26 protein-coding genes and 1 tRNA gene are annotated in these 25,806 nt (G+C 71.4%); 19 read left to right on the top strand and 8 right to left on the bottom strand.

Going from position 1 to position 25,806, the window contains the following annotated elements:
- Positions 1-70: 70 nt before the first annotated feature.
- Complete coding sequence (locus tag ORG17_RS14085) at positions 71-1,723, bottom strand: glycosyltransferase family 39 protein (protein WP_214526745.1); 1,653 nt, start codon at positions 1,721-1,723, stop codon at positions 71-73.
- Between the two features lie 95 nt (positions 1,724-1,818).
- On the opposite strand from ORG17_RS14085, the gene ORG17_RS14080 reads away from it, so the two are divergent.
- The 6 genes from ORG17_RS14080 to ORG17_RS14055 are packed head-to-tail and all read left to right on the top strand — an operon-like array spanning position 1,819 to position 7,107.
- The gene (locus ORG17_RS14080; RefSeq protein WP_214526746.1) at positions 1,819-2,877 is read left to right on the top strand and encodes a ThiF family adenylyltransferase; all 1,059 of its coding nucleotides are present in this window, start codon (positions 1,819-1,821) and stop codon (positions 2,875-2,877) included.
- A 59-nt stretch (positions 2,878-2,936) separates the two neighbouring features.
- On the top strand, positions 2,937-3,353 hold the full coding sequence (locus ORG17_RS14075; RefSeq protein ID WP_214526747.1) for a TOBE domain-containing protein: 417 nt from the start codon (positions 2,937-2,939) through the stop codon (positions 3,351-3,353).
- Positions 3,350-4,153: a molybdate ABC transporter substrate-binding protein gene (modA, locus tag ORG17_RS14070; protein ID WP_027466068.1), complete on the top strand. Its 804-nt coding sequence runs from the start codon at positions 3,350-3,352 to the stop codon at positions 4,151-4,153. The genes ORG17_RS14075 and modA overlap by 4 nt, the downstream gene beginning before the upstream one ends.
- Positions 4,154-4,156: 3 nt before the next feature.
- Complete coding sequence (locus tag ORG17_RS14065; RefSeq protein ID WP_214526748.1) at positions 4,157-4,957, top strand: ABC transporter permease; 801 nt, start codon at positions 4,157-4,159, stop codon at positions 4,955-4,957.
- The gene (locus tag ORG17_RS14060; protein ID WP_250892298.1) at positions 4,954-5,994 is read left to right on the top strand and encodes an ABC transporter ATP-binding protein; all 1,041 of its coding nucleotides are present in this window, start codon (positions 4,954-4,956) and stop codon (positions 5,992-5,994) included. Before ORG17_RS14065 ends, ORG17_RS14060 begins: the two co-directional genes overlap by 4 nt.
- A 12-nt stretch (positions 5,995-6,006) precedes the next feature.
- On the top strand, positions 6,007-7,107 hold the full coding sequence (locus ORG17_RS14055) for a calcium:cation antiporter (protein WP_214526749.1): 1,101 nt from the start codon (positions 6,007-6,009) through the stop codon (positions 7,105-7,107).
- Between the two features lie 451 nt (positions 7,108-7,558).
- Here ORG17_RS14055 and ORG17_RS14050 read toward each other — a convergent pair whose 3' ends face one another.
- The 3 genes from ORG17_RS14050 to ORG17_RS14040 are packed head-to-tail and all read right to left on the bottom strand — an operon-like array spanning position 7,559 to position 10,113.
- Positions 7,559-7,807 carry a MoaD/ThiS family protein gene (locus ORG17_RS14050; protein WP_111057573.1) on the bottom strand — a complete coding sequence of 83 codons (249 nt, stop codon included), beginning with the start codon at positions 7,805-7,807 and terminating at the stop codon, positions 7,559-7,561.
- 3 nt (positions 7,808-7,810) lie between these two features.
- A complete protein-coding gene (gene moaA, locus ORG17_RS14045; protein ID WP_214526750.1) occupies positions 7,811-8,863 on the bottom strand; it encodes a GTP 3',8-cyclase MoaA in 1,053 nt (350 codons plus the stop codon).
- 5 nt (positions 8,864-8,868) lie between these two features.
- Entirely contained in the window at positions 8,869-10,113 is a 1,245-nt protein-coding gene (locus ORG17_RS14040) for a glycosyltransferase family 87 protein (RefSeq protein ID WP_214526751.1), read from the bottom strand.
- 69 nt (positions 10,114-10,182) lie between these two features.
- Between ORG17_RS14040 and ORG17_RS14035 the strand changes: the two genes are divergently transcribed.
- The 4 genes from ORG17_RS14035 (at position 10,183) to pheA (ending at position 13,876) form a co-directional block, all read left to right on the top strand.
- Entirely contained in the window at positions 10,183-11,784 is a 1,602-nt protein-coding gene (locus ORG17_RS14035) for a molybdopterin-dependent oxidoreductase (RefSeq protein WP_214526752.1), read from the top strand.
- The gene (locus ORG17_RS14030) at positions 11,781-12,260 is read left to right on the top strand and encodes a hypothetical protein (RefSeq protein WP_214526753.1); all 480 of its coding nucleotides are present in this window, start codon (positions 11,781-11,783) and stop codon (positions 12,258-12,260) included. The genes ORG17_RS14035 and ORG17_RS14030 overlap by 4 nt, the downstream gene beginning before the upstream one ends.
- A 28-nt stretch (positions 12,261-12,288) precedes the next feature.
- Complete coding sequence (locus tag ORG17_RS14025; protein WP_214526754.1) at positions 12,289-12,834, top strand: MarR family winged helix-turn-helix transcriptional regulator; 546 nt, start codon at positions 12,289-12,291, stop codon at positions 12,832-12,834.
- 85 nt (positions 12,835-12,919) lie between these two features.
- Positions 12,920-13,876 (top strand): prephenate dehydratase, encoded by a 957-nt coding sequence (pheA, locus tag ORG17_RS14020; RefSeq protein ID WP_214526755.1) that lies wholly within the window; start codon positions 12,920-12,922, stop codon positions 13,874-13,876.
- A gap of 174 nt (positions 13,877-14,050) precedes the next feature.
- Here pheA and ORG17_RS14015 read toward each other — a convergent pair whose 3' ends face one another.
- Positions 14,051-15,121, bottom strand: coding sequence for a diacylglycerol/lipid kinase family protein (locus tag ORG17_RS14015; protein ID WP_083404356.1), 1,071 nt, complete (start codon positions 15,119-15,121; stop codon positions 14,051-14,053).
- A 55-nt stretch (positions 15,122-15,176) separates the two neighbouring features.
- On the opposite strand from ORG17_RS14015, the gene serS reads away from it, so the two are divergent.
- The 5 genes from serS to ORG17_RS13990 all read left to right on the top strand — a co-directional run bounded on the left by serS (position 15,177) and on the right by ORG17_RS13990 (position 18,563).
- On the top strand, positions 15,177-16,442 hold the full coding sequence (gene serS, locus ORG17_RS14010) for a serine--tRNA ligase (protein WP_027466078.1): 1,266 nt from the start codon (positions 15,177-15,179) through the stop codon (positions 16,440-16,442).
- On the top strand, positions 16,439-17,302 hold the full coding sequence (locus tag ORG17_RS14005) for an HAD family hydrolase (RefSeq protein WP_111122920.1): 864 nt from the start codon (positions 16,439-16,441) through the stop codon (positions 17,300-17,302). The genes serS and ORG17_RS14005 overlap by 4 nt, the downstream gene beginning before the upstream one ends.
- 83 nt (positions 17,303-17,385) lie before the next feature.
- Positions 17,386-17,470 (top strand) — tRNA-Ser (locus tag ORG17_RS14000).
- A gap of 2 nt (positions 17,471-17,472) precedes the next feature.
- Complete coding sequence (locus ORG17_RS13995; RefSeq protein ID WP_214526756.1) at positions 17,473-18,003, top strand: GNAT family N-acetyltransferase; 531 nt, start codon at positions 17,473-17,475, stop codon at positions 18,001-18,003.
- Positions 18,000-18,563 (top strand): GrpB family protein, encoded by a 564-nt coding sequence (locus ORG17_RS13990; RefSeq protein ID WP_214526757.1) that lies wholly within the window; start codon positions 18,000-18,002, stop codon positions 18,561-18,563. Before ORG17_RS13995 ends, ORG17_RS13990 begins: the two co-directional genes overlap by 4 nt.
- Positions 18,564-18,580: 17 nt before the next feature.
- Here the strand turns inward: ORG17_RS13990 and ORG17_RS13985 are convergent, their stop codons facing one another.
- Entirely contained in the window at positions 18,581-19,276 is a 696-nt protein-coding gene (locus ORG17_RS13985; RefSeq protein ID WP_214526758.1) for an SDR family oxidoreductase, read from the bottom strand.
- Between the two features lie 84 nt (positions 19,277-19,360).
- On the opposite strand from ORG17_RS13985, the gene ORG17_RS13980 reads away from it, so the two are divergent.
- Positions 19,361-19,816, top strand: coding sequence for a winged helix-turn-helix transcriptional regulator (locus ORG17_RS13980; RefSeq protein WP_214526759.1), 456 nt, complete (start codon positions 19,361-19,363; stop codon positions 19,814-19,816).
- Between the two features lie 70 nt (positions 19,817-19,886).
- Here ORG17_RS13980 and ORG17_RS13975 read toward each other — a convergent pair whose 3' ends face one another.
- Complete coding sequence (locus ORG17_RS13975) at positions 19,887-20,900, bottom strand: LacI family DNA-binding transcriptional regulator (RefSeq protein ID WP_301565316.1); 1,014 nt, start codon at positions 20,898-20,900, stop codon at positions 19,887-19,889.
- Between the two features lie 76 nt (positions 20,901-20,976).
- Positions 20,977-22,242 (bottom strand): Gfo/Idh/MocA family protein, encoded by a 1,266-nt coding sequence (locus tag ORG17_RS13970; RefSeq protein WP_372443721.1) that lies wholly within the window; start codon positions 22,240-22,242, stop codon positions 20,977-20,979.
- A 201-nt stretch (positions 22,243-22,443) separates the two neighbouring features.
- On the opposite strand from ORG17_RS13970, the gene ORG17_RS13965 reads away from it, so the two are divergent.
- From ORG17_RS13965 to ORG17_RS13955, 3 genes are read left to right on the top strand one after another with little or no spacing between them, the layout of a single operon-like run.
- Positions 22,444-23,418, top strand: a complete 975-nt coding sequence (locus ORG17_RS13965; protein ID WP_228516654.1) for a carbohydrate ABC transporter permease — start codon at positions 22,444-22,446, stop codon at positions 23,416-23,418.
- A gap of 11 nt (positions 23,419-23,429) precedes the next feature.
- Positions 23,430-24,371: a carbohydrate ABC transporter permease gene (locus tag ORG17_RS13960; protein WP_171907877.1), complete on the top strand. Its 942-nt coding sequence runs from the start codon at positions 23,430-23,432 to the stop codon at positions 24,369-24,371.
- 26 nt (positions 24,372-24,397) lie between these two features.
- Entirely contained in the window at positions 24,398-25,771 is a 1,374-nt protein-coding gene (locus ORG17_RS13955; RefSeq protein ID WP_214526761.1) for an ABC transporter substrate-binding protein, read from the top strand.
- Positions 25,772-25,806: the final 35 nt, after the last annotated feature.

Below are 25,806 nucleotides of genomic sequence, written 5' to 3'. Positions count from 1 at the left end.
ACAGCCGTCGGCGGCTGGACCGCCACCGTCAGCGACTGGACCGCCACCGTCGGCGGTTGGACCGCCACCGTCAGCGGCTGTACTTCCAGAGGATGACCGTGCCGGTGTGCCAGTAGCGCACGACGTGGAAGCCCTCGGCCACCAGCGTCTCGGTGACCTGCGGGCGGATGTTCCGCGACTTGCCGCCGACGAACCACACGGTGTCGATGCCGGAGATCCGCTCGGGCACCGTCTTGGCCACGTCGCCGTTGACGTTCCAGAGCTGTCCGCGTTCGGCCCCGGTCTCGGCGACGGCGAGGTCGCGCATCCCGGTGAAGGCTTCGGGGTAGGAATCGGCGATGACCTGCGCGGTGGTGCCGGGGTGCCGCCAGACGCTGCCGAACACGACGCCCTCGTTCCGGTCGGTGCGCCGGTCCCGCTCGCGCTCGATGATCGCTGCGGCGTTCGCCCAGTGCGAGTCCTGCTTGGCGTGGGGCAGCCGGACGATCGTGCTCGTCGGGGCCGACACGAGCAGCATCCCGACGACCGCGAGCGCCAGCCACCGCCGGGGTCGGATCGCCGTGATCGCCAGGCCGATGAGCAGTGCGACGAACGGCAGGCTCAGGCTGGCGTACTTCGGGGTGTACAGGTGCTCCCCGGCCGTGGTGGCGCCGACGAGCAGTGCGGTGGGCAGGACCATCAGGGGGACGGCGACGCGGACGGCCTGCATCCGGAGCAGGTCGCGGGCGGCCGGGGCAGGGCGTCGGGCGGCACGCACGGCGAGCACGACCCCGACGATCATCAGGACCCACCCGAGCACCGCGTACGGCCAGACGGCACCGAACCACGCGGTCGCGACGACCTGGCGCACGGTGGCCCACCCGACGCCGGTGATCCAGCCGACCTGCTTGGCCTGCCCGGCGGCGAGCACGATGAACGGCGACACCACGAGTGCGGCGCCCACGGCGGCGACGCCCCAGCGCACGAACGCGGCTCGGTCGACGATCGGCGCGGCCACCGGACCGCTGCGCTCGGAGAGCACGGCGTCGCGCCGCGCGGCGCGGTCGGCGACGGCGGTCCAGAGGAGCACGACCCCGTGCGCGACGACGGCCAGGGCCAGGTAGACGTTGAACAGCACGGCGACCACGGCGAGCATGCCGTAGACGACCCACCACCGGGTCGCGTGGTGCCGGATCCGGGTGCGGCGGACCGCGGTGAGCCCCACGAGGGTCAGCGCGACGGCGAAGGTCGTGACGGTGGCGTACGGGCGCCCCTCGGTGCCGGCCCAGGCGACGCGGGGCAGGACCAGGAACACGATCCCGGAGACGACGCCGAGCCGCACGCCGCCGAGACGACGGCCGAGGGCGACGACGAGCCCGGCGGAGACCCCGATGGCGAGGGCACTCGGGAACCGAAGCGTGAACGGCGAGTACCCGACGAGTGTGAACCAGACGTGCATCACGGCGTAGTACAGCCCGTGGACGGCGTCGACGTTCTGCAGTTCGGCCCACAGCGCCGGCCAGCTCCGCTGGGCACTCGCGACGGTCGCGGCCTCGTCGTACCAGAGCGACGGCACCCAGCTGAAGGCCGCTGCGACGACGACGCCGAGCGCACCGACGGTGATCTCGGGGGTCCTTGCGAGGGCCCGGACGGCCGCCGCGACGAGACCCAGCGAGCGCGCGCGCACCGACCCGTCCGACGTCGTGCGTCGGACCGGGACGGTGCCGGTGCGGGGGGAACTCACGCCCGCGACCGTACCGATCTGCTCTGGGGATCCGCCGCGTCCAGGCACTGAACTCTCACATGCAGGAGTTCGGTGCGACGGGCCAGAATGACGGGATGGAACCCCTCGTCGCCCCCGCCGCCGCGCTCTCCCCGGGGCGGGTGCAGCTCGGTTCGCGGACCGCCGCGCTCGCCGAGGTCGGGGTCACCGGGCTGCGACGCCTGGCCACATCACGCGTCCTCGTCGTCGGGGCCGGCGGGCTCGGGGCGCCGGTGGTCGCGTACCTCGCCGGGATCGGTCGGCTCACCGTGGTCGACCCCGACGCGGTCGACGCCTCGAACCTGGCCAGGCAGACGCTCTTCACCGCCGCGGACGTCGGCTCGCCGAAGGCACGGGTCGCGGTCGCCCGAGCTCTCGCCGTCGACCCCGAACTCGACGCGGTCGCCGTGGTCGCGTCGTTCACGCCGGACCTGGTCGCCGGACACGACGTCGTGGTGGACGCCGCCGACTCGGTCGTGGTCACCCGGGCCGTCTCGGATGCCTGCGCTGCGGCCGGCGTGCCGTTCGTGTGGGGCACCGTGCTCGGCCACGACGGGCAGGTCAGCGTCTTCCGCGACGCCGGGCCCGACGGCGTCGACTTCCACGACGTGCACCCCGACGCCCTGCCGGACGAGGGGTCATGCGCCCTCGACGGTGTCGTCCCCGCACTGTGCGGCGCGGTCGGTGCGGTGATGGCGGGACAGGTCTTCGCGTTGGTCACCGGCACGGGCGACCCGCTGCTCGGACGCGTCCTGACCGTCGACGCCCGCCGGTGGCGCTGGACCGAGAGCCCCGTCCGTCGGGGGCCCGCCTCGCGTCGACCGGCACCTGCTGCCGGTGCCTCCGCGGCGCCGCGCATCGCGCCGTCCGCCCTGGCCGCCAGGGTGGCGGACCCGTCGGACCCGCTGGTCGTCGTCGACGTCCGGACCGCCGAGGAACGCGCGGACGGCGTGGTCGCCGGTGCCGTCACCGACGACACCGGCGCTGACGAGGTCGTCGTCTACTGCGCACGCGGACCCCGCGCGGACGCGTGGGCGGCTCGGCAGCCGGCCGGGAGGCGCGTGGCGGTGCTCGACGGCGGCTTCGAGGCCTGGCGTCGCGAGGGCCTGCCCGTGTCGATCGAGCACCGGTCCTGACCCAGCCTGGTCACCTCCACCGCCCCTGCCGCCGCATCCGCGGATAGGATCGGTTGATCATGACGCAACTGCGGGTACGGGAGGCTGCGGCCTTCCTCGGGATCAGTGACGACACCGTTCGTCGGCTCGTCGACGGCGGCACCTTCACCCGTGCCACGGACGACGCGGGGCGAGCCGTGGTCGACGGTCGCGAGGTCGCCGCCTACGCACGGGAACGCAGCTCGGAGCTGACCGACCCGGCGTCCGCGGTGAAGAGCTCGGCGCGCAACCGCTTCGTCGGGATCGTCACCGACCTGGTCGTCGACACCGTGATGGCGCAGGTCGAACTGCAGTGCGGTCCGCACCGTGTGGTGTCCCTGATGAGTGCCGAGGCCGTCCGCGACCTGGGGCTCGAGGTCGGGTCCGTCGCGGTGGCGTCCGTCAAGGCCACGATGGTCGCCGTCGAGGCACCCGCCCACCAGGAGGACCCCCGATGACCCGTCGTTCCCGCTCGTTGCTCGTACCCCTCGCCGTCCTGGCGACGCTCGGCCTGTCGGCGTGTTCCACCGCCGACGCTCCCGCGGGGTCCTCGTCACCGTCGTCGAGCGCGGACGCCGACGTGTCGGGTTCGATCACCGTCTTCGCCGCCGCGTCCCTGCAGCAGACCTTCACGACCCTGGGCAAGCAGTACGAGACCGCGCACCCCGGCGCCTCGATCCGGTTCTCGTTCGCCGGCTCCAGCGACCTCGTCACCCAGATCCAGAACGGCGCCCCCGCCGACGTGTTCGCCGCGGCGGACCAGGCGAACATGACGAAGCTGACCTCGGGTGACCTGGTGACCGGGTCGCCGCGGGCCTTCGCCACGAACACGCTCGAGATCGCGGTCGCCCCGGGCAACCCGCGGGGCATCGGCGGCCTCGACGACCTGACGGCTCCGGGTGTCCAGCTCGTCACGTGCGCCGCCCCGGTGCCGTGCGGTGCCGCGACGGCGAAGGTCGAGTCCGCATCGGGCGTCGACCTCGAGCCGGTCAGCGAGGAGCAGTCCGTCACCGACGTGCTCGGCAAGGTCGAGTCCGGTCAGGCCGATGCCGGACTCGTCTACGTGACGGACGTCCGGGGGGCCGGCGGCAAGGTGGACGGGGTCCCGTTCGACGAATCGAGCAAGGCCGTCAACACGTACCCGATCGGCGTGCTCCGGGAATCCCAGGACCCGGAGCTCGCGCAGGCGTTCTCGGAGTACGTCCGCTCCGCGGCCGGGCAGCGCGTGCTCTCCGACGCGGGCTTCGGGAAGCCCTGACCCGTGGCTCCGCGCGCTGACGGACGGCCGCCGGTCGCGTGGTGGCTCCCGCTGCCCGCGGTGCTCGGCGGGCTGTTCGTCGTCGTGCCGGTGCTCGCGATGCTCGGCCGGGTGGACTGGTCGTCGTTCGTCGGGCTCGTGACCTCCACCGCGTCACTGACCGCGCTCGCGCTCAGCCTCGGCACGGCGCTCGCGGCCACGGGCGTCGCGTTCGTCCTCGGGTACCCGCTCGCCGTGCTGTTCGCGCGGTCGCGGTCGCGCTGGGTCGGCGTCGCCCGGGCCGTCGTGCTCCTGCCGCTCGTGCTGCCGCCGGTGGTCGGTGGTCTCGCCCTGCTCGCGGCCTTCGGTCGGCTCGGGGTGGTCGGGGCGTTCCTCGACGACCACGGCCTGCACATCGCGTTCACCACGACGGCGGTGGTCATCGCGCAGACCTTCGTCGCGATGCCGTTCCTGGTGTCCTCGGTCGAGGGGGCGCTCCGCGTCGAGGGTGACCGGTACGAGCGGGTCGCCGCGACGCTGGGCGCCGGGCCGACCCGGACGTTCCTGACCGTCACGACGCCGCGGGTCCTGCCGGGGATCGTGTCCGGGCTCGTGCTGTGCTTCGCCCGGGCGCTCGGCGAGTTCGGGGCCACCCTGACCTTCGCCGGCAGCCTGCAGGGGGTCACGCGGACCCTGCCGCTCGAGGTCTACCTGCAGCGCGAGGTCGACCCGGACACCGCGGTGGCGCTGGCGGTCGTGCTCGTCGTGGTGGCCGTCGTCGTCATCGGGGCCTCGTCGTTCCGGACCCGCGGAGCCCTGGCATGACGGCCGAGGGTGCGATGGGAGTCCGGGCGCACGTCGTCGTCGAGCCGCGGGACGTCGACGTCGCGATCGAGGTCCGGGCGGGGGAGTGCCTGGCGGTCATCGGGCCGAACGGCGCGGGCAAGTCGACGGTGCTCGAGGCCCTGGCCGGGCTGCTGCCGATCGACTCTGGCCTCATCGAACTCGACGGGGTCCGTGCCTCGAGTCCACGGCACACCCTGCCCGCGCACCGCCGTCGGACCGGACTCGTCGCACAGCGGCCCGATCTGTTCCCGTTCCTCGACGTCGTCGGGAACGTCGCCTTCGGGCCCCGAGCCGCCGGAGCCGGTCGCGCCGCGGCCCGGCAGCTCGCCCGCGATGCGCTAGACGCCGTCGGGGTCGCCGACCTGGCCACCCGTGACCCCGGGACTCTCTCGGGGGGTCAGGCGCAGCGTGTCGCGATCGCCCGGGCGCTCGCCACCGACCCGGCGGTGCTGCTGCTCGACGAACCGACCTCGGCGCTCGACGTCGGCGCGCAGGACGAGGTCCGCGCGGCACTCCGGACCGCCGTCGCCGGCCGGCCCGCGGTGCTCGTCACCCACGACCCGGTCGAGGTCGTCGCCCTGGCCGACCGCGTCGTCGTGCTCGAGGGCGGCCGGGTGGTCGAGCAGGGCACCCCCGCGGCCGTGCTCGGTCGTCCGACGAGTGCGTTCGCCGCGACGTTCTCCGGACTCGCGCTGGTGCGCGGGACCGCCACCGGGGGTGGGATCGCGATCGACGGCGGGGGTGAGCTGGCGTCCGGGACGCACGCCGTGCCTCCCGGCCGGCCCGCCCTGGCTGCCTTCCACCCGACGGCCGCCGTGCTGACGCGGAACGGTGCCGGAGCCGCGCGCACCGTCTCGTCGCTCGAGCCGCGCGACGGACTGGTGCGGGTGCGGGCCGGTGACCTGGTGGCGGACCTGACGCTCGCGCGGCTGACCGCGCTCGGGATCGCCCCCGGCGACGCGGTGTGCATCGACGTCCCCGCAGCCGAAGTGGCGGTCTACGCGCCCCGCGGTTGAGACAATGGTCGGATGACCTCCTGGCTCCCCAAGGTGTGGCCCGTGGCCACGCCGATCCTGGCGGCCGTCGTGCTCGCGTTCTCGTACGGCCGCTACGGGCTCGGCACCGCCGTGGTGGTCGTCGTCGCCGTCGTGCTCGCGGTCACGGTCCTGGCGGCCGTCCACCACGCCGAGGTCGTCGCACACCGGGTCGGGGAACCCTTCGGCTCGCTCGTGCTGGCCGTCGCCGTGACGATCATCGAGGTCGCGCTCATCATCTCGCTGTCGAGCTCGGGCGGTGCGCAGGCCGAGACCCTGGCGCGCGACACGGTGTTCTCGGCGGTGATGATCACGATGAACGGGCTGGTCGGCCTCGCGATCCTGATCGGGACCCTGCGGCACAACACCGTGCGCTTCAACCAGGAGGGCGCGAGCGCCGCGACCATGACGGTGGCCGCGCTCGCCGTGCTGACCCTGGTGCTGCCGACGTTCACCACCGGCACCGACGACGCCTCCTTCACGGGGACGCAGCTGGTGTTCGTCGCGATCGCGTCACTGGTGCTCTACGGGCTGTTCGTCGTCACGCAGACCGTGGCGCACCGCGACTTCTTCCTGCCGGTCAACCGTGCCGGCGGGGTGCTCGTCGAGTCCGAGGACGCCCACGCCGCCCGCCCGTCCGGACGCACCACGATGGTGTCGCTCGGGCTGCTCGTCGTCGCGCTCGTCGCCGTGGTCGGGCTCGCCAAGGTGGAGTCGCCCGCGATCGAGGCCGGGGTCGCCGCCGTCGGGTTCCCGCCGTCGTTCGTCGGTGTCGTGATCGCGCTGCTCATCCTGCTGCCGGAGGGCATCGCCGCGTCGAAGGCCGCCGCACGGAACCGGATCCAGACGAGCCTGAACCTGGCGATGGGTTCCGCGATGGCGTCGATCGGTCTGACGATCCCCTCGATCGCGGTCGCCTCGCTGTTCATGCCGGGGACGCTGCTGCTCGGGCTCGGGCCGTCGCAGATCGTGTTGCTCGCGCTGACGATCGTCGCGGCGGTGCTCACCGTGCTGCCCGGTCGTGCCACTCGGCTGCAGGGTGGGGTGCACCTGGTGATCTTCGCCGCGTTCATCGTGCTGTCCGTCTCGCCGTAGGGCGGGGCGGGGTCGGGCGCGGGCGGGTCGTTCCGGGCGTACCTGGTCGAATCGGGCTTACCTGGTCGGAAGTTCCGACACGGTATGCCCGGAAGCACCAGGTATCGCGCGCGTTCTGGGAAGGAACGGGCGCGGGGTGCGCGGGCGCGGGCGCGGGCACGGGGTCGAGTCGGGCGTACCCGGTCGTTCCGGGCGTACCTGGTCGAATCGGGCGTACCTGGTCGAAAGTTCCGACACGGTACGCCCGGAGACGCCAGGTATCGCGGGCGTTCTGGGAAGGAACGGGTGCGGGGTGCGCGGGCACGGGGTCGAGTCGGGCGTACCGGGTCGTTCCGGGCGTACCTGGTCGAATCGGGCGTACCTGGTCGGAAGTTCGCACCAGGTATGCCCGAAAGCACCAGGTATCGCGCGCGTTCTGGGAAGGAACGGGCGTACCGCTCAGCCGCCGAACTCAGCCGCCGGCGAAGGGCGGCATGACGTCGACGACCTCGACACCGTCGAGCGAGGTCGCCCGGTCACGCGTGGTCACGCCGTCGACCAGGTACGAGCAGCGCTCCTGCAACGCACTCCAGCGCGCAGGGTCCGCGACGTCGGCCGCGTCGATCGCGCCGAGGGCGGCCTCGATGGTGGGGTCCGTCGTGGTCAGGGAGTCGACGCCCACGGCAGCGCGGGCAGCGGCGAAGAACCGGATCGTGGTCAAGCCTCAGCCGCCGATCGCACTCATGCCACGCGTCGGGTGCACGAGCTCGTCGCTGTCGTCACCGTGGTCGCGCGGCTTCGCCCACATCGCGAGCCGCCAGAGCTCGGCGACCTGGTCGTCGTCCGCCCCGGAGCGCATCGGCCCGAGCACGTCGGTCTCCTCGTCGGAGAACAGGCAGCTGCGCACGTGCCCGTCGGCGGTCAGCCGGGTGCGGGTGCAGTCGGCGCAGAACGACTCGGTGATGCTCGCGATGATGCCGACGGTGCCGAGGGGCTCGCCGGTCACGGAGTCGTGCACGCGGTACCGCTCCGCCGGGGCACCGTCGCGCGGGGCGTCGTCCGGGGTGAGCACGAACGACGTCGCCAGCAGCGCGCGGATCTCGGCGGCGGTGATCATCGAGGTGCGGTCCCAGGCGTGGTCGGGGTCCAGGGGCATCTGCTCGATGAACCGCAGCTCGTAGCCACGCTCCAGGCACCAGCGGAGGAGCTCCGGGGCGGCCTCGTCGTTGATCCCGCGCAGCAGCACCGCGTTCACCTTGATGTCGAGTCCGGCGTCGTGCGCGGCCGACAGTCCGGCGATCACCTTGTCGAGGAACGGGCGGCGGGTCACGGTGGTGAAGACGTCGGGGTCGACGGTGTCGAGCGACACGTTCACGCGCCGCAGCCCGGCGTCGTACAGGCCCTGGGCGCGGTGGGCGAGGCCGATCGCGTTCGTGGTGAGCGACAGCTCCGGTGCGTCGGGCAGCGCGGCGCACCGGGCGATCACGTCGACCAGGTCGTGCCGGAGCATCGGCTCCCCGCCGGTGAACCGGACCTTGCGGACGCCGAACCGCGACGAGCCGATCCGGACCAGCCGCTCGATCTCGGTCGCCGTCATCAGGGCCTCGTCGGGGGCGAACGGCAGCCCGGCCGCGGGCATGCAGTAGGTGCAGCGCAGGTTGCAGCGCTCGGTCAGCGACACCCGGAGGTCGACGGCGCGACGCCCGAAGCGGTCGACGAGCCCGGCGGGAGCCGGGTCCACGGAGCCGGTCGTACCGAGCAGGATCGCGGGTGCCATGGTCGTCAGCGTACGTGTTCCACGCGCCGGAACGACAGCCGCTCCCACCACCGTCGCCACTCCGACCGCTCCGTGCGCAGGAGCGTGACGACCACGATGACCACCACGGCCGCGAGCAACCACCACCGGTAGGCGTCCGCCGACGGCCACACCCCGCGCAGCGCGATGGCGAGGCCGATCGACAACCACTCCCACCGCCCGGACAGCACCACGAACGGGATGAGCAGCAGCGCGTACCAGGGGTAGCGCGGCGTGACGGCGAGGAACGTCACGCCGATCATCAGGACCTCGCCCGACCACGGCCGCGCCGGGTCGGACAACCGCCACGCCACGAACGCCGCCAGCAGCACCAGGAGCCCCACCACCAGGGTCGCAGCGTCGCCCTTGACCACGAGCGACACCAGCGCGAACCGGGAGCCGTCCTCGTAGCCCTCCTCGTTCAGGTAGCCGGGCAGGTACCCGAGCACGTCGAGCCCGGTCGTCAGCACGTAGGGCACGTAGAGCAGCCCGAACACCGCGATGCCGATCGGGATCGCCCACCAGGCCCGACCGCGGCCGAGCAACGGCGGGTACACGATCGCCGGGATGAGCTTCGTCGCGGTCGCAGCCCCGAGCGCGATGCCGCCCCAGATCGGCCGGCCGAAGGCGACGAGCACGACACCGGCCGTGGCGAGGGCGGCGCCGACGACGTCGACGTGCGAGTTGGTGACCGCCTCGGAGGCGACGAGCGGCGACCAGGCCCAGAGCGCCGCCCACCAGGTCGGACGGCCGATCCGGCGGAGCACCAGGACGAGCCCGACGGTCACACCGAGCGACACGAGCAGCCCGGCGACCTGGAACGGCAGGTACTGCGCGGTCGCCGGCACGAAGAACCGCACCGCGGCGAACCACAGCTGCGCCATCGGCGGGTAGATCGTCGTGACGTCCGGCCGGTTGATCGCGGTGCAGTGCCCGTCCGCGCCGTCGCCGAGCCCGCGGAACCGGGGCTTCAGCGGATCGCACGTGCCGTCGACCTTGTCGGGGAACAACCAGCCGGGTCGGAGACCGGACAGTGCCGCGGACTGGGGGGTGTGCGCGTACGGTGAGACACCGGCATGCTGGACGATGCCGTCCCACGCGTACCGGGCGGAGTCGGTGCTCGTGTTCGGCGGTCCGACCAGCGCGGCGATGCCGATCACCACCGCTCCGCCGATGACCATGGTGGTCATCCACCGGACGGGCACGAAACGCACCGCGAGCACGGCGATCACGAAGACGGTCCAAGCGATCAGTGTCCACGCAACGAATGCAGAACGATGGCCCGATCGGAGGAACCCCAGATGCGTGACGCCGACGGCGATGACGCCCGACAGGGCGAGTACTCCCACGACGGCCAGCACCGCGCCGATCCGGACGGCGGTGCCGTCGGCCAGGGACGGTCGGAAGGCACGCAGTCGGTCGCTCATGGTCCGTCGAGGCTATCCGGCCTCCAGCGCCTGCTGCACGACGGACGAGCAGCTCTGGCGTCCCCCAACCGCAACGCCCGCTCGGCGGTGGTGCTCGGGCGTCTGCTCGGCATCGCGTTCCTGATCTGCTTCGGCACCGGGATCTACAGCCACCTGCTGCAGGAACCGCTCGGCTGGATGCGGTTCCCGACCCGTCCGACGCAGCTGTACCAGTTCACGCAGGGCCTGCACATCACGACCGGGATCGCGATCATCCCGCTGCTGCTCGCCAAGCTCAACACCGTCATGCCCGCCCTGGTGCAGGTGCCCCCGGTGCGCGGCGTGCTGCACCTGCTCGAGCGGCTGTCGATCGCGGTGCTCGTGTCCGCGTCGATCATCCAGGTCGTCACCGGCCTGCTCAACACGTACCAGTGGTACCCGTGGCCGTTCCCGTTCCGCCAGGTGCACAACGCCCTGGCCTACGTGATCATCGGGTCGCTGGCCATCCACATCGCCGCCAAGCTGCCGGTCATCGCCCGCTACTGGCGGAAGCGCGACTCCTACGACGCGCACGGCCGGTTCATCGCGGACCCCGCGTCCGGCAGTGAACTGCTCCCACCCGGCCTGGAGGCTCATCCCGCGTCCGCCCCGCACGCTGCGGGTGCCGAGACCGCCCGGCCCACCGCCCCGGGTCTGCTGGGCCGCGTGTTCCGCTGGATCGACGGCGTCGACGACGCCCCCGCCCCCGCCGGCGTCGAGTCCCGGCCCTCCGGACCGGACACGGCGCCGGAGACCCGTGAGGTGTCCGAGGAGCCGAGTCCCGGCCAGCCGACGGCCGACGTGGGGGAGCCGAGCCGGGCCTCCAGGCCGACGCCGGACGCAGCCACCGGACGACGCCAGCGCATCGCCCGACGCGGGTTCTTCGCCGGCGTGACGGCGGCGACCGTCGGTGTCGTCGCGCTCACGGCAGGGCAGTCCTCGAAGCTCGCGGAACCGTTCAACGTCTTCGGCGCCCGCGGCCGCGGCATCGGCGCGAACGGACTGCCGGTGAACCGGACCGCGCGTGCGGCCGGTGTGCTCGCCAGCGCGACCGCCGCCGACTGGACGCTCACCGTCGTCGGCCACGACGTGAGCCGGACGTTCGTCCGGGCGGAACTCGTCGCGCTCGGCACCGCGCAGGTCGACCTGCCGATCTCGTGCGTCGAGGGGTGGAGCCAGATGGCGACCTGGAAGGGCGTGCGGATGCGCGACCTGCTCGACGCCGTGCAGGCGCCGCAGGGGTCGCACGTGCGGGTGACGAGCCTGGAACGGCACGGCGGCTACCGGATCATGGACATGGGACCGGAGTACGCCGAGGACCCGACGACGCTCATCGCCCTCGAGCTGAACGGTGCGACGCTCGACCTGGACCACGGGTTCCCGGCGCGGATCATCGCTCCCGGGCGGCCCGGTGTGCTGCAGACCAAGTGGATCGAGAAGATCGAGGTGCTCCGGTGAGGGCCGCGCGGATCGTGCTCGTGGTGATCGGCGTGCTGGTCATCGCGTTCGGGGCGTACGTGCTCGTGACGTCCGTCAAGCCGAACCGCATCGGCGGGCTCGGGGTGTGGCTGCTCGCGGCGGTGGTGCTGCACGACGCGGTCCTGTCCCCGTTCGTGGTCGGTGCCGGGTTGCTGCTGCGTCGGGCCGGACGCTCGCTGCGGGCCTGGGTGCTCGTCGTCGTGCAGGCGGCGATCGTGCTCGGCAGCGTGCTCGCCCTGGTGGTCCTGCCGGAGATCGCCGCGAAGGACCACGGGCAGAAGAACCCCACCGTGCTGCCGTTCGACTACGGCACACGGCTGCTGCTCGTCGAGGGGGCGCTGCTCGTCGTCGTGGTGGTGGTGCTCGCGGTCGGAGTGGTGCGGTCGCGTCGCGCTGGCGGTTCGTCTGGTTCGTCTGGTTCGTCTGGTTCGTCCGCCGTGCGCAGCACTGGTTAAAGGGACAACCTTTCGGTATGATCAGGTCATGACCGACGAGACCCCGTGGCTCACCCGCGAGCAGCTGCGCGCGTGGATGAAGCTCGTCGCGGTCATGGAGCTCCTGCCGGCGGCGCTCGACCAGCAGCTGCAGCGCGACGCCGACCTGACGCACTTCGACTACATGGTCATCGCGATGCTCTCCGAGACCGACAGCCGGACCCTGCGGATGTCGGCGCTCGCCTCGGCCACGAACGCCTCGTTGCCGCGGCTGTCGCACGTGGTGTCCCGCCTCGAGAAGCGCGGGCTCGTCACCCGGTGCCCGTCGACCTCCGACCGCCGCGCCACCGACGTCCGCCTGACCGACGCCGGGTACGCCACCATCGTCGAGGCAGCTCCGGACCACGTCCGCACCGCCCGCCGGGTGGTCATCGACGCGCTCTCCGACGAGCAGGTCGCGCAGCTCGACGGCATCGCGGCGTCGCTCCTGACGCGGCTCGACCCCGAGGGGCGTTTCGCGGCGCTGACCTACCCGCGCGAGGATGACGACGCCGCGATCTGCGAGCAGCGGCTGACGGGCGCGGCGACGGACTGAGGCCTACTCCGGATGGAGTCCTGGCGACTCCGCACGGGCGCTTCTTGCGCCCATACGGAGTCCGTCCCTGCAATAGGCTCGCCGCATGACCGACCCCGCCGCGCCGTCCGACACGTACTCCTACCTCGGACCCGCCGGCACGTTCACCGAGGCGGCCCTGAAGCTCGTTGAGGCCGCCGCCGGCAAGCCCTGGCGGAGCGTCAACAACGTCGGTGAGGCCCTGGACGACGTCATGTCCGGCCGGTCGATCGGGGCCGTCATCGCGATCGAGAACAGCGTCGACGGCGGGGTCAGCGCCACGCAGGACGCCCTGGCCCGGATCCCCGGCGTGCGGATCGTGGGGGAGTACCTGGTCCCCGTCGACTTCGTGCTCGTCGCCCGGCCCGGCACGACGATGGCCGACGTCCGCACCGTGAACGCACACCCGGTCGCCTACGCGCAGACGCACAACTGGCTCGAGGCGAACCTGCCCGGCCACGGCCACATCCCGGCGTCGTCGAACGTCGCCGCGGCCCTCGCCCTGCTCGAGGCGAACCCCACCGCCGACGCCGCCGTCGCGCCGCCCGGCATCACGGACCACCACGACGTCGTCGTGCTCGCGTCGTCCATCGGGGACAACGCCTCGGCGGTCACCCGGTTCGTGCTCGTGTCGAAGACCCTCGCCCTGCCCGAGCCGACCGGCGCCGACAAGACCAGCGTCATCGTCGAGCTGCCCGCCGACCACCCCGGCGCCCTGGTCGACATGCTCGAGCAGTTCGCGACGCGGGGCATCAACATGGGGCTGCTGTCGTCACGCCCGATCGGTGACGAGCTCGGCCGCTACCGGTTCGTCATCGACCTCGACGGGCACGTGCGCGACGAGCGGGTCGCGGACGCGCTGCTCGGCCTGCGTCGGTTCAGCCCGCGCGTGACGTTCCTCGGGTCGTACCCGCGTGCCGACGGTGCCCGCCCCGAGGTGCCCGCCCGCTACTCGGACGCCGCGTTCGTCGAGGCGCGGGACTGGTTGCGCGCGATCGTGTCGGGCGAGCCCGGGGCGCGGTAGCTCGGCGCTCCGCGGCGCTCCGCGGCGCTCCGCGGTGCCGTGATGCCGTGTGGTGCGAGGTTCCGTAGTCGGTGAGAGCCCGCGGCCCTCGCACGGACGACGGAACCTCGCACGGAGCGACGGAGCGACGGAGCGACGGAGCGACAGAGCGACGGAGCCAGCGACCGGGTCGGCTCAGGGCACCTGGCGCGAGCCGTGGCGGTCGTCCGCCGGGTCCGGCACACGCACGGAGAGCCCCATCGGGTCGATGCGCGAACGGAAGGCGATGACCTCGCCCACCGGGTCGCCGTCGATCTCGAACTCATCGGGCCGCTCGAGCCGCGCCGTGAACTCCTGTCCGCGCAGGTAGCGCAGGGGTCGTTCCTCGCGTGAACGCGACACGATCTTCTTGCCGACGGCGGTCTTGCCCAGGTTCGACCGGCGGAACGCCCGCAGGATCCCGTTCTCCCAGAACACCCGGGCACCGATCCGCACCCAGCCGAAGAACCCGCGGGGACGCATCACGGCGATGTCGAACACCCCGTCGTCGATCTCGGCGTCGGGCAGCAGGATCGCGCCGGCCTGGAGCATCCCGCAGTTGCCGACGATGAGCGAGTGCGCCCGGAGCGAGTGATTGCCGTCGTCGTCGAGCTGGTAGCGGAACTCGAACGCGTTCGCGTCGCGCACCGAGCGGAACAGCGAGTCGACGTAGGCGAGCCAGCCGACCTTCTTCTTCAGCTCGGGGCGGGTGTTCACGAGCATCCGGGCGTCGAGCCCGAGGCCCGCCATCACCAGGAAGCCGAAGCGTTCGCGCTCACCGCCGGGGCGCTCGACCTTGAGCATGCCGAAGTCGATCTTGCGGTCGTCGCCGTGGAAGATCGTCCGGACGCTCGCGGCCAGGTCGTCGAGGGGGAGCTTCATGTTGCGCGCGAGCAGGTTGCCGGTGCCGCTCGGCAGTAGCGCGAGGGTCGAACCGGACTCGTGCACGACCTCGGCGACCGCACGGACCGTGCCGTCACCGCCGGCCGCCGCGACGACGTCGGCACCGGCCTCGATCGCCGCGCGGGCCATGCCGCCGCCCGGGTCTTCCTCCGAGGTCTCGAACCACAGGGTCTCGGCCCAGCCGGCCTGCTGCTGGTGTTCCGCGACCGTGCGCTTGAGGGTCGGCAGGTGGACCTTGACCGGGTTGTAGACCACCGCGGCCGTCCGCTGCTCGGTGGGGAGGGCGTCCTGGTCCGCGGGCGCGGTCTCCGAAGGGGTCGACATACGTCCACGCTACCGATCGAGGCTGCGTGCGGTTGCCCCCGTCTAGGATGGGGCGGTGATCGATCCACAGCTGCTTCGCGACAACCCGGACGTCATCAAGGCTTCACAGCAGGCGCGTGGTGCCTCCGTGGCCGTCGTCGACGAAGCCGTCGCCGCCGATTCCGCCCGTCGCAGTGCGATCACGTCGTTCGAGTCGCTCCGCGCCGAGCAGAACGCGTTCGGCAAGACCGTCGCCAAGGCCCCGAAGGACGAGAAGGCCGCGCTCGTGCAGCAGGCCCAGGCCCTCGCCGCGAAGGTGAAGGAGGCGCAGGCCACCGTCACCGCGGCCGAGGACACCTTCAACACCGTCGTCCGCGGCATCCCGAACGTCGTGCTCCCCGGGGTGCCCGAGGGCGGCGAGGACGACTTCGTCACGCTCCGCACCGTCGGCACCAAGCCCGAGTTCGACTTCGAGCCGAAGGACCACGCCGACCTCGGCGAGCACCTCGGCATCATCGACATCCCGCGTGGCGTGAAGGTCTCCGGCTCGCGCTTCTACTTCCTGCGCGGCATGGGCGCCCGGCTCGAGATCGCGCTGATGTCGCTCGGCCTCGACCGTGCGATCGCCGCCGGCTTCGAGCCGCTCATCACCCCGACGCTCGTCCGCCCCGAGACGATGGCCGGCACCGGGTTCCTCGGCGAGCACGCGGCCGAGGTCTACCGGCTCGAAGCCGACGACCTGTACCTGACCGGCACGAGCGAGGTCGCCCTCGCCGGGTTCCACGCCGACGAGATCCTGCCGCTCGAGGAAGGACAGGCACACCGCTACGCCGGCTGGTCGACCTGCTACCGCCGCGAGGCCGGTTCGGCGGGCAAGGACAACCGCGGCATCCTCCGCGTGCACCAGTTCAACAAGCTCGAGATGTTCGCCTACGTCCACCCGGACCAGGCGGAGGCCGAGCACGAGCGCCTCGTCTCCCACCAGGAGCAGATGCTCCAGGACCTCGGGCTCCACTACCGCGTGATCGACGTCGCCGCCGGCGACCTCGGCACGAGCGCGGCGAAGAAGTACGACATCGAGGCGTGGGTCCCGACCCAGGGCACGTTCCGCGAGCTCACCTCGACGTCGAACTGCACGACGTTCCAGGCCCGCCGTCTCGACATCCGGTACCGCACCGAGAGCGGCAAGACCGCTCCGGTCGCCACCCTGAACGGCACCCTCGCCACCACCCGCTGGATCGTCGCGATCCTCGAGACGCACCAGCAGGCCGACGGTTCCGTCGTCGTGCCCGAGGTCCTGCGCCCCTACCTCGGTGGCGTCGAGGTGATCGAGCCCCGATGAGCACCCAGGGACGGTTCGTGGACGGCACCTCGCAGGGCGCGGGCAGCGACGCGCCCGCCCGCACCAAGCGCTGGCTGGTCGCGCTCGACATCGACGGCACCACCATGCGTGAGGACGGTGTCATCACCGAGGCAGTCGTCGCCGCCGTCCGTGACGCCGAGGCCGCCGGCCACGAGGTCATGCTCTCGACCGGCCGCAGCGAGGGCATGACCGTGCCCCTGCTCGAGACCCTCGGCATCCGGCCGAAGTACCTGGTGTGCGCGAACGGTGCGCTCATCCTGGCCCGCCGCGCCGACGGCTCCTACGTGCGCGAACACGTCGAGCGGTTCGACCCGTCCGAGGTGCTGCAGACCATCCACGGCGCGCTCGAGAACGCGGCGTTCGGCGTCGAGGACGAGACCGGTCACTTCCTGCTGTCCGGCAACTTCCCCGACGACACCATGACCGTCGAGGGCGAGCACGTGCCGTTCGAGCAGCTGCTCGGCGTCGAGGCCACCCGCGTCGTCGTCATCTCGCCCGGCCACGACACCGAGGACTTCCTGCAGATCGTCGAGCAGATGGGCCTGCACAAGGTCTCGTACTCCGTCGGCTGGACGTCGTGGCTCGACATCGCTCCCGAGGGCGTGACGAAGGCCACCGCGATGGAGCGCGTGCGCGAGTGGCTCGACATCCCGCGGTCCCGAGTCTTCGCTGCGGGTGACGGCCGCAACGACATCGACATGCTCCGCTGGGCCTCGACCTCCGGTCGCGGCGTCGTCATGGGCCAGGCTCCCGACGACGTCGTCGACGCCGGCAACGAGCTCACCGGCGGCATCACCGACGACGGCCTGGCAGCGGCGCTCGACTCCCTGCCCCGTTAGTCCGCGCTCGCGCGCACCCCAGCCTGGAGGCCCGGGTAGACTTCCCGGGACGCGATCACGTCTCGCCACGTGGTCGCGTCACTGGAGGGTTGTCCGAGCGGCCGATGGAGCCTGTCTTGAAAACAGGTGGGCAGAGATGTCTCGTGGGTTCGAATCCCACACCCTCCGCGATGGACACACGGTTGCGCCCACTCCGCCTCGACGACGCGGCCGTCCTGGCTGCGGTCATCACCGAGAACGCCGACCACCTGCGACCGTGGGAACCGGCACGAGCGCCGTCGTACTACACGGAGTCCGGGCAGCGGGACGTCATCACGCAGGCCCTCGCCGCGCAGCGGGCCGGCAACGCGGTGCCGTTCGTCATCGAGTCGACCGACGGGGAAATCCTCGGTCGGATCACGCTGAGCGGCGTCACGCGCGGCGCCCTGCAGTCGTGCGCGATGGGGTACTGGATCCGCGCCGATCGCACGCGCCAGGGTCACGCGTCCCGCGCTGTCCGCGCGGCCGCCGATCACGCGTTCGACGTGCTCCGGCTCCATCGCGTGCAGGCCGAGACCCTGCCCGAGAACGTCGGCTCGCAGCGCGCGCTCGAGTCGGCGGGCTTCACCCGCTACGGCTTCGCGCCGGAGTACATCAAGATCGACGGGGTCTGGCGCGACCACGTCATGTTCCAGCTCCTCGCGCCGACGCCGGCCCCGTGATCGAGGTCGTCGAGTACCGGCCGGCCTGGCCCGAGCGGTTCCGGCAGCTGCATGGCGCGTACGCCGCCGCACTCGAAGACGCCGACGTGCCGTTCCGGAGCATCGAGCACGTGGGCAGCACCTCCGTGCCGGGCCTGGCGGCGAAGCCCGTGCTCGACGTCGACGTCGTGGTGGACGCAGCCGACGTGCCGGCTACGGTGGCGGCGATGGCGACGATCGGGTTCGAGCCGCGCGGTGAACTCGGCGTCCCGGACAGGCAGGCGTTCCGGGCTCCGGAGCGTTTCACCCCGACGAACACCTACGTCGTCACGATCGGTTCGCTCGCGCTGCGGAACCACCTGGCCGTCCGCGACGTGCTGCGTGCCGACCCGGCGCTCCGCGACGAGTACGCCGCCGTGAAACGCCGGGCAGCCACCGAGGCCGAGGACATCGACGACTACATCGAGCGGAAGAGCGACGTGCTGAGCCGGATCCTCCACGCCGGTGGCCTGTCCGACGACGAGCGCGCCGCCATCACCGCGACGAACCGTCGGATCACCGACCGCGGCGCGGGCGGCTGACCCGACGGGGACGGCCTTCAGGCGCTGGTGAGCATCGGGTAGAGCGCGGTGAGCGGGGCGCTCAGGCCGGCACGGACGTCGCGGCTGACCTGGTCGGCGAGGACCTCGTGCTCGCCGGCCTCGACCGCGTCCCAGATCGACCGGACGATGTCGGCGGGGTCGGACTTCTCGACGTCGAGATCGGCGATCATGCCGGTGTCGGTGTAGCCGAGGTGGGCGCCGACGACCTGGGTGCCCTGGGGTGCGAGCTCGAGGCGCAGGGAGTTCGTGATCGACCAGAACGCGGCCTTCGACGCCGAGTACGCGCCGGCGAGGGCGACCCAGCTCAGGGCGGAGTGGACGTCGACCAGTGCGCCGTTGGCGATCGAGGGGGCGAACGCCTTGGCGACGCGGAGTGCACCGAAGACGTTGGTGGCGAAGATGCGCTCGACCTCCTCGACGGAGACGTCGACGAGCGGGTCGGAGCCGGCGATCCCGGCGTTGTTCACGACGATGGTCACGTCGGCTGCGGCGCGGGCCGCGGCGTCGACGCTCTCCTGGCTCGTGACGTCGAGGCCGAGCGGGACGATGCGCTCGTCGTCCCAGGTGCGCGGGTTGCGGGCGGTCGCGTAGACCTTGGTGGCGCCACGCTCCAGGGCCTGGCGGACGAACTCGGCGCCGAGGCCGCCGTTCGCTCCGGTGACGAGGACGACGGCGTTGGTGAGGTCGGTCATGAGTGCTCCAGACGAGAGAAGTTGAGTACGGAATCCGAACCTAGCATGTTGTGTCCGGAAATCGAACCCAGCTAGGATGAACACATGCTCGGCATCCTCGGCGGCGACGAGCGCTGCCCCATCGCACGCTCCCTCGACGTCCTCGGCGAGAAGTGGACGCTCATGATCGTTCGCGACGCCGTCGGCGGCTCGACCCGCTTCAGTCAGTTCCAGCAGAGCCTCGGCGTCCCGCGCGAGGTCCTGACCGCACGGCTGGCCTCACTCGTCGACGGGGGAGTGCTCGAGCGCACGACCTACAAGCCCGAGGGGGCACGTGCCCGCGAGGAGTACGTCCTGACCGACGCCGGCCGCGACCTGTCGCTCGTGCTGCTCGCTCTCGGCGGCTGGGCCGACCGGCACCGCCCGTCCGAGCGGGCGTCGGACCTGCGCTTCGTCGACGCCGAGACCGGCGAGGCGGTCGAGGCCGCCGCCGTGACGGTGGATGCGCAGCAGCGCATCCCGACCGCGCGCCTCCGCGCCGTCATGGAGCCGGCGTCCTGAACGCGACCAGCTGACGGCCAGGAGGCCCGTGGCGGCCCCGCCCCTGGCCTCCAAACCGTCGGTGGGTGCGTCAGCGACGCACGTCGCACCCGCAGCTCGCGCCGAGGACCAGCTCGGCGGGGACCAGGTCGCGGTGCCACTGGTTGTCGGCGTCGAGGCCGAGCACGCGGTCGACCGCGGCGACCGCCATCGTCTCGATCGGCTGCCGGACCGTGGTGAGCTGCGGGTTCGTGTAGTCCGCCTCGGCCGCACCGTCGAACGACACGATCGCGACGTCCTCGGGGACGCGCAGACCGAGTTCCCACAGTGCGCGCATGACGCCGATCGCCTGCATGTCGGAGCTGACGAAGACGGCTCGGGGGCCGGTCTCGTCGGCGAACATGCGGAGGCCGGCTTCGTAGCCTCCGCGCCGGGTGAAGTCGGTGCGGACGATGGGCCCGTCGGGCAGGCCGGCCTGGCGCAGGGCGCGCATCCAGCCCTGCTCGCGGAGCTCCATCGAGCCGGTGTGCCCCATCACGAGGCCGATCGAGCGGTAGCCGTGCTCGACCAGGTGCTGCGTGCCGTCGAGGGCGCCGCGCAGGGCGTCGACGCCGATGCTGGCGTACTCGGGGACCTCGAAGAACGTGTTGAGCAGGACCATCGGCAGACCGGGGTCGGTGACGGTCGACAGGTCCGGGTGGGTCATGATGCTCGTCACGATGATGCCGTCGACCTGGCGGGCGGACAGGCTGCGGAGCCGTTCGCGTTCCTGGGCGGCGTCGCCGTCGCTGTTGGCGAGCAGGACGTCGTTGCCGCGTGCAGCGGCGGCGTGGGTGACGGCGACGGCGAGCTCGGACCAGAACGGGTTGTCGAGTTCGGGCACGATCAGGCCGAGCATCTTCGACGAGCCGGTGCGCAGGGCCTGGGCGCTCGCGTTCGGGCGGTAGCCGAGGACCCGGATGGCCTCGCGCACCCGGGCGGCGGTGGCGGCGGCGACGGGGCGCGGTCCGTCGTGCACGACGTAGCTGACGACGGAGGTGCTGACCCCGGCGTAGCGGGCGACGTCCGCACGGGTGACCGCCCTGGGGTTCGTCGGGACGGTCACGGGTGCCACCTTCGTCGGGTCCGGGAGCGTCGTTCGGGTGCCGGCCCACGACGGACCGGCACCCGAACGACACGTGTTACTCGGACGCGATCGTAGCCGACGACGTGCTGCCTGCCGTCGTCGGTGCGCTCGCCGTCGCAGCGCTCGTCGTCTCCGGGGCGTCACCGAAGTCCGGCACCTCGAGGCGGGCGCCGCCCTGCAGCGCGGACTGGTGGGCGATGATGCCCGGCAGGGTGAAGCGTGCGGCGGTCCAGGCGTTCACCGGCGGCAGGGTCCGGTCGACGACGGCGCGGACGAAGTCGTCGGCGAGGAACTGGTGGCTGCCCTCGTGTCCGGTCGGCACACCGTCGTACTCGGCGGGCAGGCGGTCGGTGTCGTGCACCTCGGCGTAGCCGGAGACGAACGCGTCGCGCAGGGACGGGTCGACGTCGGCCAGGCGCGGGTCGTCGAGGGACATCGTCGCCTGGGTGTCGATCTTGTCGCTGATGTCGTACGAGTCCTCCTTGTCCTGCCAGACGCTGGTCTTCGCGAGCTGCTCGAAGCTGGCCTCGGTGCCGAAGTAGCGGAACCGTGACTCGCGGATGTGCGACGGGTAGCCGACGCGACGCATCTCGTTGATGCGCATGACCCCGCCGTTGTCGAGCTCGAACAGGGCGGTGGCGTTCGAGAAGTCGTTGTCGAACTGGCTGACGTCCTTGTCGAAGACGCCGTCGCCGCGGTCGTCCTTCACGCCGATGCAGCTGACGCTGACCGCGTGCCCGGGGATGGCACCGAGGACCCCACCGACCGAGTGCGTCGGGTAGAGCATGGGCGGGTAGCTGGCGGTGCGCTTCCACTCGTCGCCGCCGCTGTACTGGTACGCGGCGTAGAAGCCGAGGTCCATGTCGTGCACGTAGTCACCCTCGGCGTAGAACACCCGTCCGAAGGCACCGGCGGCGACCTGCTTGCGGGCGAACACCGTCGCGGGGTTGTAGTAGCTCGTCTCGCCCATCATGTAGGTCAGGCCGGTCTCGCGGACCGCCTGGATGATGTCGCGGATCTCGTCGACGGAGATCGCCATCGGCACGGCGGAGTACACGTGCTTGCCGGCGCGCAGGGCCTTGACCACGAGCGGACCGTGGGTCCAGCGCTGCGTGAAGATCGCGACGGCGTCGACGTCCGAGGCGAGGACGGCGTCGAAGTCCGGGAACGTGCCGTCGAGGTGCTGGGTCTCGACGAGTTCGGACGCGCGCTCGCCGACGAGGTCGGTGACGTAGACCCGGTCGACGTCGGGGTGGAGCTTGAACAGCTTGGCGAACTGGGGGGCGAACTGGCCCGCGCCGACCATTCCGACAGAGATCATCAGTGACCTTTCCAGGGTGTGGGATGCGTCGCCGAGCGGGTCGCTCCGATGCGATCGAGCGCCATCCTGACACACGTTGTCTACACGTGACAACCCCCGTCCACAGCCCGGAATCTTACGCTTGCCAGCAGTGGTCCCCACGTGTAGATTCCCGGCTCACGGACTGCTGCACGTCAGTCCACCGCAGACGAAGGAGTCGCGATGGCAACCGAGAGCCCTGTGTCGTCACCCTTGACGACCGCCAGCACGAGACGGAGGAGTCGGTCCGCCGACCTCGCCCGTGCCCGCACCACCGCACCACGGCGCCGCCCCAGGAACGACCTGTGGCTCGCGCTCGTCTTCATCGCCCCGGCAGCCGTCGGGTTCGCGGTGTTCCTCGCCTGGCCGACCGTGCGGGGCATCTACCTGAGCTTCACCTCGTACAACCTGCTCACCGAGCCCGAGTTCACCGGCCTGCAGAACTACGCCCGCCTGGTGCAGGACTCGATCTTCTGGCACTCGATGGTGGTGACCGTCGAGTACGTGCTCATCAACATCGTCATCCAGACCGTCGTCGCCCTGTTCATCGCCGTGATGATGCACCGCCTGACCAAGTCGACCTTCGTGCGCGGCATCGTGCTCGCGCCGTACCTGGTGTCGAACGTCGTCGCCGCCCTCGTCTGGCTCTGGATCCTCGACACCCAGCTCGGCATCGGCAACGAGATGCTCGCCGCACTCGGGCTCGATCGCATCCCGTTCCTGCAGAGCGACGTCTGGGGCATCCCCTCGATCGCGCTCATCAACGTCTGGCGGCACGTCGGCTACACGGCGCTGCTCATCTTCGCCGGCCTGCAGTCGCTGCCCGAGACCGTGTACGAGGCCGGACGTATCGACGGTGCGAGCGAGTGGAAGATGTTCTGGCGCATCACGGTGCCGCTGCTCCGCCCGATCCTGTCCCTGGTGCTGATCATCACCGTGATCGGGTCGTTCCAGGTGTTCGACACCGTCGCCGTCACCACGCAGGGCGGCCCCGCGAACGCCACGAACGTCGTGCAGAACTACATCTACAACCTGGCGTTCGGCCGGTTCCAGTTCGGCTACGCGTCCGCGGTCTCGGTCGCGCTCCTCATCGTCCTCAGCATCATCACGATCATCCAGTACCGACTCACCCGCTCGGGTGAGTCCGACCTGGACTGAACGGAAGCGCCATGACCACGACACTCACCCGTTCCGTCACCACGTCCCGCCCGCCGCGGATGGGGGCCGGCCACCGTCGTCGCCCGTCGCTCGGCCGCGTGCTCGCCTGGGTCGCGATGATCCTCGTCATCGTCGTCACCCTGTTCCCGTTCTACTGGATCCTGCGCACCGCGCTGTCGTCGAACACCGCGATCAACTCCGACCCCACCTCGCTGCTGCCCGTCGGGTTCAGCCTGGGCGGGTTCGAGCGGGTCTTCGGCCTGCAGTCCACCGAAGAGGCGTTGGCCCAGGGCGGGTCCGGCGCCGCGCTGGACTTCTGGCGGTACTTGCTCAACTCGATCCTGGTTTCGACGCTCGTCACCGTCGGCCAGGTGTTCTTCTCAGCAGCGGCCGCCTACGCCTTCGCCCGGCTGCGCTGGCCCGGTCGCGACAAGGTGTTCGGGGTGTTCCTGGCCGGCCTGATGGTCCCCGCGATCTTCACGCTGCTGCCGAACTTCACGCTCATCAAGCAGCTCGGGCTCGTCGACAACCTGCTCGGCATCGCCCTGCCGACGATGTTCATGACCCCGTTCGCAGTGTTCTTCCTGCGGCAGTTCTTCCTCGGCATCTCGAAGGAGGTCGAAGAGGCGGCGCTCATCGACGGCGCCGGCAAGGTCCGCGTGTTCTTCCGGCTCGTCATCCCGATGGCGGCGGCCCCGATCGCCACCCTCGCCGTGCTGACGTACATCACGAGCTGGAACGACTACTTCTGGCCGCTCATGGTGTCGTACACCGACAGCTCGCGGGTGCTGACCGTCGCGCTCGGCGTCTTCAAGTCGCAGACCCCGCAGTCCGGCACCGACTGGGCCGGGCTCATGGCCGCGACCCTGGTGGCGGCGCTCCCGATGATCCTGCTGTTCGGCGTCTTCGCCAAGCGGATCGTCAACTCCATCGGCTTCTCCGGGATCAAGTGACCCGGCGCTCGGACAGGACGAACACCATGACGAACCAACTGACCCGCCGCACGCTCTTCGCCGGCGGCGCCTCTGCACTGGCCCTCGGCGCGCTCGCCGCCTGCTCGTCGCCCGGTCGCCGCACGACGAACCGGTCGGGTGCGCGCACCGTGAGCTACTGGCTCTGGGACGCCAACCAGCAGCCTGCGTACCAGGCCGTCGCCGACGCGTTCCACCGCGCGAACCCGGACATCACCGTGAAGATCACCCAGCTCGGGTGGAACGACTACTGGACCAAGCTCACCGCGGGCTTCATCGCCGGCACCGCGCCCGACGTCTTCACCGACCACCTGACGAAGTTCCCGCAGTACGCCGACCTCGATGTGCTCTACAAGCTCGACGAACTCGACGCCACGAAGGGCATCCGTGACGACGACTACCAGTCCGGGCTCGCCGAACTGTGGAAGGGCCAGGACGGCCACCGCTACGGCTCCCCGAAGGACTGGGACACCGTCGCGATGTTCTACGACAAGAAGGCGATGGCGAAGGCCGGGGTCTCCGCCGAGGAACTCGGGTCGCTCGCGTGGAACCCGGACGACGGCGGCACGTTCGAGCGGATGCTCGCGCGGCTGACGGTGGACTCGAAGGGCCGACGCGGCGACGAGGACGGCTTCGACAAGGACGACGTCGCCGTCTACGGCATCTCGTCGAACGGCTCCGGCGGCGACGGCTTCGGACAGACCCAGTGGTCGCCGTTCACCGGATCGGTCGACTGGTTCTACACGAACGAGAACCCCTGGGGCGACAAGTTCCGCTACGACGAGCGGATCGTGCAGGACACGCTCGCCTGGTACTACCGGCTGGCCGAGAAGGGCTACATGGCGAAGTACGGGGTGTTCTCGACCACGACCGGGCCCGAGGTCCAGCTCGGCGCCGGCAAGTGCGCGCTGTCCTTCAACGGCTCGTGGATGATCGGCTCGTACCTCGGCATGGAGGACCTCGACGTCGCGGTCGCCCCGACCCCGATCGGCCCGTCGGGCCACCGTGCGTCGATGTTCAACGGGCTCGGCGACTCGATCACGAAGCAGGCGAAGGACCCCGAGGCCGCGGCGAAGTGGGTGGCGTTCCTGGGCAGCGACGAGGCGCAGCGGATCGTCGGTGAGAGCGGGATCGTGTTCCCCGCTCGTCCCGCGGGCACCGAGGCCGCGGTGGCGTCGTTCCGGAAGCGCGGGCTCGACGTCTCGGCGTTCACCCGGCAGGTCGAGGAGGACACCACGTTCCTGTTCCCGGTCACGAAGAACCCCGCCGACGTGCAGGCCCTGCTGCAGCCCGCCTTCGACGACGTCTACGCGAACGGCAAGCCGATCTCGACGCTGACCGGGGTCAACGAACAGGTCAACAACCTGCTCGCCCTCACCTGATCGAAACCCGACACCCGAAACCCGAAACCCGACAC

The sequence above is a fragment of the Curtobacterium flaccumfaciens pv. betae genome (assembly GCF_026241855.1).
In the GTDB taxonomy this organism is placed as follows: domain Bacteria; phylum Actinomycetota; class Actinomycetes; order Actinomycetales; family Microbacteriaceae; genus Curtobacterium; species Curtobacterium flaccumfaciens.
This window is presented reverse-complemented; position numbering and strand designations above follow the sequence as displayed.

What these genes read in the sequence shown, in the direction of transcription:
- ORG17_RS13980 (WP_214526759.1), top strand. Translation starts at nt 19,361, where the DNA reads ATGCTCGGCATCCTCGGCGGCGACGAGCGCTGCCCCATCGCACGCTCC.
- moaA (WP_214526750.1), bottom strand. Translation starts at nt 8,863, where the DNA reads ATGGCACCCGCGATCCTGCTCGGTACGACCGGCTCCGTGGACCCGGCT.
- ORG17_RS14060 (WP_250892298.1), top strand. Translation starts at nt 4,954, where the DNA reads ATGACGGCCGAGGGTGCGATGGGAGTCCGGGCGCACGTCGTCGTCGAG.
- ORG17_RS13995 (WP_214526756.1), top strand. Translation starts at nt 17,473, where the DNA reads ATGGACACACGGTTGCGCCCACTCCGCCTCGACGACGCGGCCGTCCTG.
- ORG17_RS14025 (WP_214526754.1), top strand. Translation starts at nt 12,289, where the DNA reads ATGACCGACGAGACCCCGTGGCTCACCCGCGAGCAGCTGCGCGCGTGG.
- ORG17_RS14015 (WP_083404356.1), bottom strand. Translation starts at nt 15,121, where the DNA reads ATGTCGACCCCTTCGGAGACCGCGCCCGCGGACCAGGACGCCCTCCCC.
- ORG17_RS13955 (WP_214526761.1), top strand. Translation starts at nt 24,398, where the DNA reads ATGACGAACCAACTGACCCGCCGCACGCTCTTCGCCGGCGGCGCCTCT.
- ORG17_RS13985 (WP_214526758.1), bottom strand. Translation starts at nt 19,276, where the DNA reads ATGACCGACCTCACCAACGCCGTCGTCCTCGTCACCGGAGCGAACGGC.
- modA (WP_027466068.1), top strand. Translation starts at nt 3,350, where the DNA reads ATGACCCGTCGTTCCCGCTCGTTGCTCGTACCCCTCGCCGTCCTGGCG.
- ORG17_RS14005 (WP_111122920.1), top strand. Translation starts at nt 16,439, where the DNA reads ATGAGCACCCAGGGACGGTTCGTGGACGGCACCTCGCAGGGCGCGGGC.
- ORG17_RS13965 (WP_228516654.1), top strand. Translation starts at nt 22,444, where the DNA reads ATGGCAACCGAGAGCCCTGTGTCGTCACCCTTGACGACCGCCAGCACG.
- ORG17_RS14055 (WP_214526749.1), top strand. Translation starts at nt 6,007, where the DNA reads ATGACCTCCTGGCTCCCCAAGGTGTGGCCCGTGGCCACGCCGATCCTG.
- ORG17_RS14035 (WP_214526752.1), top strand. Translation starts at nt 10,183, where the DNA reads ATGCGTGACGCCGACGGCGATGACGCCCGACAGGGCGAGTACTCCCAC.
- ORG17_RS14075 (WP_214526747.1), top strand. Translation starts at nt 2,937, where the DNA reads ATGACGCAACTGCGGGTACGGGAGGCTGCGGCCTTCCTCGGGATCAGT.
- ORG17_RS13970 (WP_372443721.1), bottom strand. Translation starts at nt 22,242, where the DNA reads ATGATCTCTGTCGGAATGGTCGGCGCGGGCCAGTTCGCCCCCCAGTTC.
- pheA (WP_214526755.1), top strand. Translation starts at nt 12,920, where the DNA reads ATGACCGACCCCGCCGCGCCGTCCGACACGTACTCCTACCTCGGACCC.
- ORG17_RS14080 (WP_214526746.1), top strand. Translation starts at nt 1,819, where the DNA reads ATGGAACCCCTCGTCGCCCCCGCCGCCGCGCTCTCCCCGGGGCGGGTG.
- ORG17_RS13960 (WP_171907877.1), top strand. Translation starts at nt 23,430, where the DNA reads ATGACCACGACACTCACCCGTTCCGTCACCACGTCCCGCCCGCCGCGG.